The sequence below is a fragment of the Psychrobacter sp. M9-54-1 genome, from assembly GCF_016613355.1.
GTDB classification, from domain to species: domain Bacteria; phylum Pseudomonadota; class Gammaproteobacteria; order Pseudomonadales; family Moraxellaceae; genus Psychrobacter; species Psychrobacter faecalis.
In genome coordinates this window covers 151,648-163,774 of sequence record NZ_JADGFW010000024.1, presented here as the reverse complement: position 1 = coordinate 163,774, position 12,127 = coordinate 151,648, and the positions used below count along the sequence as shown (strand labels likewise).

Below are 12,127 nucleotides of genomic sequence, written 5' to 3'. Positions count from 1 at the left end.
TTGATTTGCTTATTTCAAGTTGAGAGTGGGGTTTATCAAGTAATAGACATGCAAATAATAGACAGCTGATAAAATATAATTTAATAAGGAAGTAATGATGTTGTCGATTAATAACAGAACCGCTTTATCAAGTACACGAGCGCTAAAAACGCTATTATTGAGTGCCGCATTAATCAGCGTTGGCGCAAATAGTGCGCTGGCTAAAACCAGCGCTACCACCATTCATTTTGCCAAAGGCGCTATTAGTAGCGTGGTTACGGGTAAATTAAATCCTAACGAAGAGGAGCGCTGGTATCGTTTTAATGCCGCCGCTGCGCAATATGCCATCATTAATATTGCGCCACTTACTGGCACGCCTGAGACCGCCAATGTCGGCGTCCTGCATATGCCAAATGGTAAGTATGATGGCACCAAAGGCGGGATTATTTATCAAGGCTGCCTACCCGCAACTGGCGAATATCGCTTACGTATCGCCCGCAATTTGATGGCGACTCATGGTAAAACCGCTGGTTATAAAGCTGAGGTGATGGTACTGCCTAAGTTTGCCAGTAAGTCCTTATGTGAAAATAACTAGGGCGTGTCATTTTTATAAATCACTCTTATAAACAATTGAGCCTAGCGTTTAGCTCAGCATTTTTTTATGATAAATCGCGCTGATTTCTTCTACTTCGACGCAGATTTGGATGTCGGCGCGTCCTGATTGCTGTGCATGCAAACGCTCTTCTATAGCAGCTGTTAATAATTCAGCGAGTTGATGGCGTATGACTTCGTCACGGCCGCTCATAATTTTTAGATGCGCATAAACAAAGCCGTTGCGCTGCTCGTCATCTTCCACGCCAACCAAAAACGTCTCAATCGGTACGATGCGCGCTTTGATATCGGCAGGTTTACCAAAGTGTCCACTGTCCCACAGCACTTGATTTAATGCTTTTAGAAATGATTCTTCATGAGCAATCATGACGTTCGGCGTCACTTGAATGGTTAAATGCGGCATGGGTAACATCCTTATTTAAAAATAGCGACTCTGCTAATAAATAGTGCAAACACTATTGAGAGCAAATGACAAAGGCGCAGAATAAAGGGAGTGTAAAATTCTTCTTAAATACTAATCATCGATGATATCTACAAAGCGAGCGTCAAGGCTGGTCGCTAATTGCTCAGGTGGCAACTCAATCTCTAGACCTCGGCGACCGCCACTCACATAGATAGTAGCTTGCTGTTGCGCGGCGGCATGGATAAGTGTCGGTAGGCGCTTTTTTTGCCCCAATGGGCTAACGCCGCCGAGCACATAACCCGTCGACCGTTCGACCAATTTAGGCTCAGCCATTTGTACTTTTTTACAAGCCAGCATTTTAGTGCTCGATAAAGCCTTCGCCATTTTTTTAAAATTTAGGGTTTGATCGACCGGCAAAATCGCTACGGCCAGCGCGCCTGCGTCGGTTGTTACCACCAAGGTTTTAAACACACACTCGGCAGTAATGCCCAGTTTCTCTACTGCTTCTAGCCCGAAAGAGGCGGCGGCGCTGTCGTGAGTATATTCATGCAACTTATAATCAAGGTTGCGCTGTTTGGCAAGTTCGATAGCAGGGGTCATAATATTTTGGCTTAGAATAATGAAGTTAAAAGATAAAATTCTACATAGATTTGAATGTAAATATTTTGATTTAATGCCATACAGTATTGCGCGAAATCGCATATTTTTCTACCTTTGACTTTAAATAATTTCGCCTTTTAACCGTTGGCTGGTCAAATATTCTCTGGCATTTAAACCAGCATTCTATGCCGTTATGCTATTAATATTGGCAGTATATACAGACACTATATATCGCTTTGATGGCTTTTATGGCATCATAAGCTCACCACATTTGACTAATTTTGATACTGATTATGATACCGAAGTTCTTAAAAAAACGGATTTTTAAAGCGCCCGTCGCAACTGACCATACGGCCTCAACCCCAGAATTCGAGGCTGAGATGCTGCCAGTTGCCTCAACCCTTTATGCCAATGCGCCCATTAACCAGCTCTATCGCAAGCTATCGGGCCAGTTGCTTGATGTGGCGGTGAAGCCAAAACTTTTGGGTGAGTTGCCAGAATTCGACGATGACGACAATATCCTCAGATTTTATGTATTGCAAGATTATTCGCGCTCCAACAGTATTTTGATTGACCTACAGACGCAAGAGCACAATCTGCCGCCCGCCTTGGTCGGGGTACAAGATATTACTCATGATGTTAAAGAAAATGCCGCCATCATCTTTTTACATCACCCCCATGCCAAAGATAGCCAGTTATCACCTCGCCTATCGCGTCTGGTTGCCGCGGTCTTACAACATCCAGAATTACAAGTGCGCTTGGTACCAGTGTCAATTCTATGGGGACGCGCGCCAGAAAAAGAAGACTCGCTATTTAAACTGTTGACCGCCGATAACTGGGAAGACCCTAGCATCACCAAGCAGTTATTTAATATCGGTGTGATGGGGCGTGATACCTTTGTTCAGTTCCATCCACCGCAGGATTTACGCACCCTTATTCATGACAGCTTACAAGGCGATGGCGAAGGATTTGCTGTCTTTGATTCTGTTGCTAGCGAAACCCATACCGTACAAAACACCGCGCAAGCTGATAACGTTGATACGGCAAACGATGCTAACAAGGTAAATAATGCTGATCTGTTAAAAGAGATAGCGCCTAGCTTTGCCATGGTTGCGTCAGCCGATGGCAATCGCGAGCTGGTGCGCTCATTACAACAGCAGCTTAATATTTATTTGGATAAACAGCGAGCCAGCATGCTCGGCCCAGACTTATCGGACAGACGCAATTTGGTCGACAAACTGGTTTATTCGCCTGCTATCAAACATGCAATAGAAGCAGAAGCGGCGGCGTCAGGCACCAGTGTGCGGGAAGCGCGTATGTTAGCCAAGGGCTACGCCAATGAAATGGTCAATGATTACTCACACTCTATCGTGCGCGGTTTTTATAAGTTCCTGACGTGGTTGTGGACGCAGCTTTATGATGGCGTAGAAGTGCATCACTTTGAGCGGGTACGTGAGCTGGCCGCTGATTATGAGCTTATTTATGTGCCTTGTCACCGCAGTCATGTCGACTACTTGCTGCTGTCCTACGTTATTTATATGCGCGGATTAAGCATCCCTTATGTCGCAGCGGGTGATAACTTGGATGTACCGGTATTGGGACCGTTATTACGCGGCGCGGTTGCCTTTTACATTCGTCGTAGCTTCCGTGGCAACGCGCTATATACTGCGGTACTGCGTGAATATATGCACACGCTGATTACCCGTAACACCCCGATTGAGTACTTTATCGAAGGCGGACGCTCGCGTTCAGGGCGACTGCTGCCACCGAAAATGGGTATGCTAGCGATGACGGTACATAGCCAGTTACGCCGAACCAATAAACCTGTGGTGTTTATACCGACCTATATCGGTTACGAGCGTATCATGGAGGGTGGCACTTATGTGGGCGAGCTAAAAGGCAAGCCAAAAGAGTCAGAATCGCTAATCGGTCTCCTCAAAGTTGGCCGTAAGATTGAGCGTATCTTTGGTAATGTGCATTTAAGCTTTGGTACGCCGCTGCATCTTAGCGACTTTATGCAAAAATTCGATGTGCCGGCCAACAGCTTACCTGCCGATCGTACCGACACGCCACTCGATGATAAAACTAGCGCCATGGTGGATAATATCGGCGTCAAAGTCATGCAGCATATCAATAAGGCGGCGGTCATCACTCCAGTGTCGCTGTTGTCATTGGTATTATTATCGGCACCAAAGGCGGCGCTTGATGAAGATATTTGCCGTGAGCAAATCGCCCTTTATCAAGGTCTGGCTCAGCATTTGCCCTACTCTGATGATACGATTATCACCGATATGACGCCGCAGCAAATCATCGATTATGGTATTAAGCTAAAACTTATCGAGCGCATACCGCATATCTTGGGTGATATTATCCAGGTTGCTGGCAAACAGGCGGCGCTACTAAGCTATTTCCGCAATAATATCCTGCATGTCTTTATTTTATTGTCTTTTTTATCCGCTCTGGTCGCGCGCAACGGTCGCATTGAGCGCAGCCGTCTCAATAGTATCGCCGAGCAGTTATATCCATTCTTACAAAGCGAGCTGTTCCTCTATTATTCAGCGCATGGTCTTCAAGAGACCCTGAATAAAAAAGTCGATAGCCTGCTTGCAAGTGGCCTGATTGTAGAATTAGGCGATGGTATGTTGAGTGTCCCTGAGACCAATAGCAAATGCTATCAGCAGCTACAAGTACTAGCGACGCCAGTTGAACAAAGCCTTGAGCGTTACTTTATGACCCTTGCGCTACTCGCTCAGCAAGGCTCAGGCAATCTGACCGAAAACGAAGTCGTTGACCTCTGTCATTTGCTTGGTCAGCGTTTATCAGTCCTCTATGCTGACGACATTCCTGACTTCTTTGACCGTGCGCTATTCACCAGCTTTATCGGTGCCTTGATTCGTCTTGATTATCTGCAAAAAGATGAAGAAACTGGCATCTTAATTTTCGATCAGCGTATCGATAATATTGCCCATCATGCAAAATATGTCCTCAGTCCTGATATGATGCAAATCTTGCAGCAAGTGGCAAGCCTCAATGAAGAAGAAATTGCCCACGCCATTACTGAAATTAGCAATAAAAAGCAGCGTAAGTTTGGCCGTAAGCGTTCATAAAGCAACGTAAAAGCTGAACATAAAAAAGACCTCTAATAGATTAGAGGTCTTTTTTTATATCTAAAATTATTGTCCAAAAATACTTATGACAAACAAAGTTTTTAGCAAAGATTCTAGGTAGAAATCTTTTTATACTTCATGCGTTTAGGACTGGCGTCATCACCCATGGTCTTTTTACGATAAGTTTCAAACTCAGAATAGTTACCATCGAACCAAATTGGGCCTTCATCTTCGAATGCCAAAATATGGGTCGCGATACGGTCAAGGAACCAGCGATCATGCGACACTACCATTACCGTACCGGGGAATACTTGAATGGCATCCTCTAGCGCACGTAAGGTTTCGATATCCAAATCGTTTGATGGTTCATCGAGGAGCAAGACGTTAGCGCCCTGTTTTAGTGTCTTAGCAAGTTGCAAGCGGTTACGCTCACCACCTGATAATTGACCGACGTGCTTTTGTTGGTCTGAACCTTTAAAGTTAAAACGGCCAATATAAGCGCGGCTTGGGGTTTCATAGTCGCCAACTTTGATGATATCTAGGCCGTCAGAGACTTCTTCCCAAACAGTCTTTTTGTCATCTAAGTTATCACGTACCTGTCCGACATAAGCGACTTTGACACTTTCACCCAAATCGACTGAGCCGGTATCTGGCGTATCACGCTCGGTAATCATGTTAAATAGCGTGGTTTTACCCGCACCGTTTGGACCGATAATGCCAACGATAGCGCCCGCTGGGACGTTAAAGCTTAAGTTTTCATAAAGCAGACGATCACCAAACGATTTAGAGATATCGTTGACTTCGATGACTTTATTACCCAAACGAGGACCCGGTGGAATATAAATCTCAGAGGTCTCATTACGCTGCTGGAACTCTTTTGAGTTCAATTCCTCAAAACGCTGCACGCGTGATTTAGACTTGGCTTGCTGACCTTTTTGGTTTTTACGAATCCACTCAAGCTCTTTTTTCAGCGCTTTCGCAAACGATTCTTCTTGTTTATTTTGCTGCTCTAAACGGGTGTTCTTTTGCTCGAGCCACTCCGTATAGTTGCCTTCGTACGGATAGCCATGGCCACGGTCAAGCTCCAAAATCCACTGAGCAACGTTATCCAAGAAATAACGGTCATGGGTAATGGCGACGATGGTACCGCTGTAGTTCTGTAGGAACTGCTCAAGCCAAGCAACCGATTCAGCGTCCAAATGGTTGGTCGGTTCGTCTAGTAACAGCATATCAGGGCGTGATAACAGCAGACGGCAAAGTGCCACGCGGCGTTTTTCACCACCTGATAGTTTGCTGACGTCTGCATCCCATGGTGGTAGACGTAGCGCATCAGCAGCTTTTTCTAGTTGGGTATTTAAATTATGCGCATCCCATGCTTGAATGATGTCTTCCATTTTGCCTTGTTCTTCGGCAAGCTTATCAAAGTCGGCATCAGGTTCAGCATATTCGGCATAAATGGCATCGAGGCGTGACAGTGCATCTAAAGCTTCACGCATACCATCTTCGACGTTGCCGCGGACATCTTTACTGTCATCAAGCTGTGGTTCCTGCGGTAGATAACCAACCTTCGTACCTGCTTGCGCGCGCGCTTCGCCGCTAAAGTCTTTATCCACGCCCGCCATGATACGTAGCAAAGTTGATTTACCTGAACCGTTAATACCTAAAACACCGATTTTGGCGCCAGGAAAAAACGACAGATTGATGTTTTTTAAAATCTCGCGCTTAGGTGGAACAAGTTTTGACACGTTGTTCATCGTGTAGATATATTGAGCCATTAACACTCCGATAGACTGCATAGACGAGACGTGCAAACCAGACTTAGCAATCATGCCAAACGGGCTGCGCCTCAAAAATCAGGGTTATAAATTGTTTACCATTATCGCATTGTGGCGCAACCCCTGCAAGCTAACGGACTGTTTTACCTGTCTTTATATGCCTTTTAGCTTTTTTTGCCGCTTTTTATGGCGAGCTGCCTGTTTTATCCGCCTTCTCTACCAAAACCTTTATGCAAAATCATTCCTTACCAATTCTTGTCGCAATGTTTGGGTTAAAGCAAGGCTATTAACATTCGTCCTATCTAGCCTTACGGGAAATGACTAGAAATTTGACCCAGAAAAGTTCACAATCAATAAAGTGATAGGATAGAAAATATGTAGATTACGCAAATAACAGTTATTTGACAGTCATTTAACAGTCGCTTAATAACAACAACTTAATAATCCTCACTTTATCAACCGCTAGGAATAATTATAAATATCAATAATTGGAGAATCTTTATGAGTAATAACGACAAACAGAATCTAGATATCGTTCACAATGAGCAAGCCAAGCGTTTTGAAACGTCAATCAATGGTCATACTGGTTATATCAGCTATCAAGAGCGCGGCGATCAACTGGTATACGACCATACCATCGTGCCACAAGAATTGGGTGGTCGCGGTGTTGGGTCTGCACTGGTTAAGCATGCTTTAAAATATGCGCAGGATAATAACAAAAAAGTGGTGCCACAGTGCTCGTTTGTCGCCTCATATATTGATAAACACCCTGAATATAAAGGGTTGCTTTAAGCTTAACAAAACAAGCCAATGATAGATAAAGCTTTACAGCCGTAATTATGCTGTAAAGCTCTCGTCCGGCTTATGCGTCAACATATACCATTGCCCTCCTATTTATTTGTTTACCTTTATTATATTTTTGCTTGCAACGATATAGTGAGGATAAGCAGAAATAGGTGGGTTTTTTGTCCTAAGTTCTTTATGTCATAATTTTGTTCTTTATGTCATAACTTTAGGCAATAGAACTGATATAAGATAAAATAGAGACCAGCAAATCAATCACTCTAAAATCTCCACTTCCTAATAATAAAGGATACCACCATGAGTAGTTTATCTAACCAACAAATTGACTTACAATTAGAAGACTTGGCTGGCTGGCAACGCGACGGTAATAGCATCGTCAAAAGCTATCATTTTAGCGATTTCATCGAAGCCATGAGCTTTATGAACCAAGCCGCTTTTTATGCTGAGGCACTCGAACATCATCCTGAATGGAGCAATACTTATAACGTTGTCGATGTCCGCCTGACCACTCACGATACGGGTGGTATCACAAGCCTAGATATCCGCCTTGCAAAACGTATGGAACATATTATCCAGCCGAAAACTTTCTAGTACCGCATAAGACAGTTGGCATTAAAGATAATCAAAATAGTCAAATTAAAACAGACAAATTTGAGTCATAAAAAAAAGTCCTCAATCGAGGACTTTTTTTTATTAATCAGTATGAATACTTAAGACCTAAGCAGTCACTGTTCTCTATTACATACGGCGACTAACAAATGCGACAATGAATAGAATCACAGCAATAGCTAGTAGGATATAAGCAAAGTTTGCCGATAGACCAGCGACACCGCCAAAGCCTAGGAAACTTGCAATCAACGCGATTACCGCAAAAATAATGGCCCAACGAAACATAATATTCTCCTCAAATTGTGGTTAGAAACTAGATATACAGCTAGCAATTTTGGTTATTAATAAACTATTTATCAATCAACCGTTTTACCACTGCACTCTTTTCTTCCTGAAAATCTTCTTTTTGTTTTGATACAACTTATTACTGCGTACAAATATAGATTAGCAATGATTTCTTCTAAAAGACGTTCATTTTGGTAATAATGTCGATAGGTTATGTAAACTTTGTAGCAAATCTTACCATTCTTAAGTTTTTTACTTGGCTTTTCAAGACTTATGTGTAGAGATAGTGAATAGTTACTTAAATTCGCTTATTTTTATGACAAAATCTGCTATAAACCTAAATCTGCTACTTTCTGCAGATTACATATCTAATGTCAGTTGCATAATAATGAACAAAAACAGCTATTTAATAAGGAAAATAACTATGAATACGGAAACCTCAAACGATACAGCGGCATCAAAACAAACATCAACAAATCAAGAGCCTGCTAACCCTATTGAGAAGCGTCCTTACGCGATAGTTTTGTACGGTGCGACCAGTTTTGTAGGTCAGATTACAGCGCATTATTTAACAGAATTTTTATCAAATGCTAAAGATAAAAATGGCGAGAATGTCACGTGGGCGATAGCCGGTCGTGATGAAGAAAAGCTCAATGAGCTACAGTCTAAGCTTGCTAGTAAAGTCGATATTATCATTGCTGATAGTAACGATGCTGCTAGCCTCGATAAGATGACCAAACAAGCCCAAGTTATTATCTCAACCGTTGGCCCTTACCTAAAATACGGTGAGCCATTGATTAAATCTTGCGCTAATAATGGCACCGATTATGTCGATCTGACTGGCGAAGCGATATTCATCAAAGATATGATGGATAAATATCAGGACGCCGCCAAGCAAAGCGGCGCGCGTATCGTCAACTCATGCGGCTTTGACTCTATTCCGTCGGATTTGGGCGTTTACTTTACTCAGCAGCAAGCACAAGAAAAATTCGGTCGCGCTTGTGATGTGATTCATATGCGCGTCAAAGCGGCAAAAGGTGGTTTATCTGGCGGCACGATTGCGTCGATGGCGACGATTTTTGAAGAAGTTGGTCAAGACAAATCACGCCGTAAGCAAGTGGCAAACCCTTATCTGCTCAACGACGACAAAGATGCACCAAACGTGCGCCAAGATAATGTCAGCAAGCCAGAATACGATGACAAGCACAAACGCTGGCTGGCACCATTTGTCATGGCCAGCATCAATACTCGCATTGTGCATCGCAGTAACCAGCTGCTCGGCTATGAATATGGTCGCGACTTTAAGTATGACGAAGCGATGTGGATGAAAGACGGCGTAAAAGGTAAATTATCAAGCTACGCGATGAGCGCAGGCTTAATGGGTTTTGCCACCGCCATGATGATTAAACCAAGCCGCGAGCTGTTATCTAAACATGTGCTACCTAAATCTGGCTCAGGTCCTTCTAAAGAAGAGCAAGAGAACGGCTACTTTGATATTCGCTTGTTTGGTGAAACCGCCAACAACGACGCCATTAATACTAAAGTAACTGGAGATAAAGACCCAGGTTACGGCAGCACCTCGCGTATGTTGGCGCAAGCAGCTTTATGTCTCGCGCAAGATATTAGTAAAGACGATGTCGGTGGTGGTTTTTGGACACCTGCTTCAGCGATGGGCGATCGCTTAATTGAACGTTTACAAGAACATTCTGGTCTCAGCTTTGAAGTAGTAGAAGATTAATAGCAATCATAGTTAAGATTAAAACGAGTTAATTCTAACTAAGATAGTAATGACCGTTTCTTGGCAACAAGAGGCGGTTTTTTATTACCTATATTATTTACCTCGTTGATCTTCAATTTTTAGACAAATGTTAATAAACGATAAAAGCGTATTTCTTTGGTAAACGATGTTGCCCCTTTGCCCTTTTTCAATACATTAAGCTACACATTTCCAGACTAATGTCACAGCCATATTGCTATAACTCACGTAGGATTGAACAGGTTATGGCACGGATTTTATAGACCAAGCCTAAGTTCAATGAACCCAAAGAGACATATTAACAATAACTACATTAATAACAACTAAGAGGGAATGACTATGAAATTAAATCTATTAACAGCCGCAGTTTTGACATCCGGTGTCGCCATGTTTGCCAGTACCGCCAACGCCGGTATGACGACTGATAACCATGGCAACGTTGGTTATGACAGCTACGATGAATGTGTCATGGCGGTCAAAGATGGTTCGGCGAAATTTTATACGCCTTATACTTACCAAAAACCAAAGATGCAGGCAGGCGAAGCATCGATTAAAAAGATGCGTTTGTCTGAAGTCATGATTCCTCAAGCCGTGGTCAATAGTAATAATTTACAAGCCAGTGATTATTCAGCCGGTGCTTGTGATTTGGGCGTTGGACAATCAAACGGTCGTTATGGTGTTTCAGGTCCTTTAGTGGGCAAATACGTGCCTATCGCTGCTGATATGCCCGTCAACGTTTATATGGACAAAGCCGGTAATCCGGTACGACTCAGCATGCAGCAGTGCGACAATCACTTTGGTGCTAAATTCCCTACCCCTGTTGTCAGCGACCCTAAAGAAACTGAAGCGCCAGCGCCAGAACCTCAAGTTGCGATCACTGAAGAGCGCAGTATGGAGCCAGTCGTTGTCGAAACTACCCGCGTTATCCGCCCTGCTAAGTACCGTGTAAAAGAAGTCATCATTGCGCCGGAAGACCAAATTAAACGCGTTAATACCGCAAGTGGTACAGCAATTGCGGTAGAAGATGGAGCTAATCGCGCCGTCATCGTTGGTGAAGAAGCAGATAGCGGTGTCCTTGAAGATACCGAAATCAGCCAAACCTTTCCTGTGATTCGCGTGCCGGACAATAATACCCAGCAACGCGTGGTCGATCCAAGAACCGGTAAATATGTGATCGTTGAATAGAATGTTGATAATTGAGTATTAACCATACGGTCTTTAAAATTAGAAAGGAAAGCAAAAAAGACATTTTGCTTTCCTTTTGTTGAGCCTGACAATAACGCTACAATAGTTGCACAAACTCACTTACAAACACCGCTCTGTGAGAGTTTTAATCGATGCGCTACTGAACCCATGCTTATTTAGTTGCTATTCTCCTATTAGACTTTTATCACTGACCCAGTTCAGCTTATAAAACTCTTTAACCAAATCAATCATGATAATCGTTCAATGGTTATCATGATTTTATTTTGTCTATAGGTTTAATGTTAGATATATTAAATATATAAATGCGAAATACTAAATGAATTGGTATAGCAATTTTATTTTATACAACAATACTCAATATAAGCGTCAAGTTTAAAACCCCTTAAACTGACATTATAAGATTGTAAATTAAGGAATGGATTAATGAAAAAAAGTACTCTATCTTTATCGTTACTTATGGGCGCAGCGCTCACTATCCCAAGTTTGGCTATGGCAGCCCCTACTGATAGCGAAGCAGTAGAAGAGGCAGCCACTGCAACCACCCTCGAAGCTGAAGGCACTCCTACAAATGAAGTCGCAGCCGATCACTCTAATCCATTTCAGTTAAGCGAAACTCAAACGATCAAAAGAGCACAGGTTAATAATCTTGCTAGCCAACAGCCAATGACTACTGAGCTACAAGCTGAGCAAGCGACAATTCAAAATACCATGCAAGAAGACATGCAGGCACAACAAGCCGCAATGCAAAATCCAGAAGCAGCCATGCAACAACAAGTCATACAAGATGATGAAGCAGCGATGCAACAACAAGATTTGCAGCAAGCTATGCTAGATGAGGAAGCAGCTCTACAAGAAGAAGCGTTATCAGAAAACGAAGAAGATGCCGAGCCAACGCAAACCCTATAAAACATAAATAGCAAAACCAATTTTAAAGAGAATCCTCTAATATGTTCTTAATAAAAAAGGCAGCCAGATGGCTGCCTTTTTTGGT

The 12,127-nt window shown here is 42.9% G+C and carries 11 protein-coding genes; 7 read left to right on the top strand and 4 right to left on the bottom strand.

Features of this window, described 5'->3' with window-relative positions:
• The first annotated feature begins 94 nt into the window (after positions 1–94).
• Positions 95–574 carry a hypothetical protein gene (locus IQ457_RS10310; protein WP_242465407.1) on the top strand — a complete coding sequence of 160 codons (480 nt, stop codon included), beginning with the start codon at positions 95–97 and terminating at the stop codon, positions 572–574.
• A 48-nt stretch (positions 575–622) separates the two neighbouring features.
• Here IQ457_RS10310 and IQ457_RS10305 read toward each other — a convergent pair whose 3' ends face one another.
• Both IQ457_RS10305 and ybaK read right to left on the bottom strand, forming a co-directional pair.
• Positions 623–994, bottom strand: a complete 372-nt coding sequence (locus tag IQ457_RS10305) for a 5-carboxymethyl-2-hydroxymuconate Delta-isomerase (RefSeq protein WP_200663091.1) — start codon at positions 992–994, stop codon at positions 623–625.
• Between the two features lie 111 nt (positions 995–1,105).
• A complete protein-coding gene (gene ybaK, locus IQ457_RS10300) occupies positions 1,106–1,594 on the bottom strand; it encodes a Cys-tRNA(Pro) deacylase (protein WP_200663090.1) in 489 nt (162 codons plus the stop codon).
• A gap of 293 nt (positions 1,595–1,887) precedes the next feature.
• Here ybaK and plsB point away from each other — a divergent pair, with 293 nt between their 5' ends.
• Positions 1,888–4,701 (top strand): glycerol-3-phosphate 1-O-acyltransferase PlsB, encoded by a 2,814-nt coding sequence (plsB, locus tag IQ457_RS10295; RefSeq protein WP_200663089.1) that lies wholly within the window; start codon positions 1,888–1,890, stop codon positions 4,699–4,701.
• A 113-nt stretch (positions 4,702–4,814) separates the two neighbouring features.
• Here the strand turns inward: plsB and ettA are convergent, their stop codons facing one another.
• Complete coding sequence (gene ettA, locus IQ457_RS10290) at positions 4,815–6,476, bottom strand: energy-dependent translational throttle protein EttA (protein ID WP_200663088.1); 1,662 nt, start codon at positions 6,474–6,476, stop codon at positions 4,815–4,817.
• Between the two features lie 501 nt (positions 6,477–6,977).
• Here ettA and IQ457_RS10285 point away from each other — a divergent pair.
• Entirely contained in the window at positions 6,978–7,268 is a 291-nt protein-coding gene (locus IQ457_RS10285) for a GNAT family N-acetyltransferase (RefSeq protein ID WP_200663087.1), read from the top strand.
• A gap of 309 nt (positions 7,269–7,577) precedes the next feature.
• Positions 7,578–7,871, top strand: a complete 294-nt coding sequence (locus tag IQ457_RS10280; RefSeq protein ID WP_200663086.1) for a 4a-hydroxytetrahydrobiopterin dehydratase — start codon at positions 7,578–7,580, stop codon at positions 7,869–7,871.
• Between the two features lie 147 nt (positions 7,872–8,018).
• Here the strand turns inward: IQ457_RS10280 and IQ457_RS10275 are convergent, their stop codons facing one another.
• Positions 8,019–8,174 carry a DUF1328 domain-containing protein gene (locus tag IQ457_RS10275; RefSeq protein WP_068407724.1) on the bottom strand — a complete coding sequence of 52 codons (156 nt, stop codon included), beginning with the start codon at positions 8,172–8,174 and terminating at the stop codon, positions 8,019–8,021.
• Between the two features lie 424 nt (positions 8,175–8,598).
• Between IQ457_RS10275 and IQ457_RS10270 the strand changes: the two genes are divergently transcribed.
• The 3 genes from IQ457_RS10270 (at position 8,599) to IQ457_RS10260 (ending at position 12,042) form a co-directional block, all read left to right on the top strand.
• Complete coding sequence (locus IQ457_RS10270; protein ID WP_200663085.1) at positions 8,599–9,912, top strand: saccharopine dehydrogenase family protein; 1,314 nt, start codon at positions 8,599–8,601, stop codon at positions 9,910–9,912.
• 357 nt (positions 9,913–10,269) lie between these two features.
• Positions 10,270–11,115, top strand: a complete 846-nt coding sequence (locus IQ457_RS10265) for a hypothetical protein (protein ID WP_200663084.1) — start codon at positions 10,270–10,272, stop codon at positions 11,113–11,115.
• Positions 11,116–11,559: 444 nt separating this feature from the next.
• Entirely contained in the window at positions 11,560–12,042 is a 483-nt protein-coding gene (locus IQ457_RS10260; RefSeq protein WP_200663083.1) for a hypothetical protein, read from the top strand.
• Positions 12,043–12,127: the final 85 nt, after the last annotated feature.

Coding starts and splice junctions, on each gene's coding strand:
- IQ457_RS10275 (WP_068407724.1), bottom strand. CDS start 8,174: ATGTTTCGTTGGGCCATTATTTTTGCGGTAATCGCGTTGATTGCAAGT.
- IQ457_RS10305 (WP_200663091.1), bottom strand. CDS start 994: ATGCCGCATTTAACCATTCAAGTGACGCCGAACGTCATGATTGCTCAT.
- IQ457_RS10260 (WP_200663083.1), top strand. CDS start 11,560: ATGAAAAAAAGTACTCTATCTTTATCGTTACTTATGGGCGCAGCGCTC.
- IQ457_RS10285 (WP_200663087.1), top strand. CDS start 6,978: ATGAGTAATAACGACAAACAGAATCTAGATATCGTTCACAATGAGCAA.
- IQ457_RS10280 (WP_200663086.1), top strand. CDS start 7,578: ATGAGTAGTTTATCTAACCAACAAATTGACTTACAATTAGAAGACTTG.
- ybaK (WP_200663090.1), bottom strand. CDS start 1,594: ATGACCCCTGCTATCGAACTTGCCAAACAGCGCAACCTTGATTATAAG.
- IQ457_RS10270 (WP_200663085.1), top strand. CDS start 8,599: ATGAATACGGAAACCTCAAACGATACAGCGGCATCAAAACAAACATCA.
- IQ457_RS10310 (WP_242465407.1), top strand. CDS start 95: ATGATGTTGTCGATTAATAACAGAACCGCTTTATCAAGTACACGAGCG.
- plsB (WP_200663089.1), top strand. CDS start 1,888: ATGATACCGAAGTTCTTAAAAAAACGGATTTTTAAAGCGCCCGTCGCA.
- IQ457_RS10265 (WP_200663084.1), top strand. CDS start 10,270: ATGAAATTAAATCTATTAACAGCCGCAGTTTTGACATCCGGTGTCGCC.
- ettA (WP_200663088.1), bottom strand. CDS start 6,476: ATGGCTCAATATATCTACACGATGAACAACGTGTCAAAACTTGTTCCA.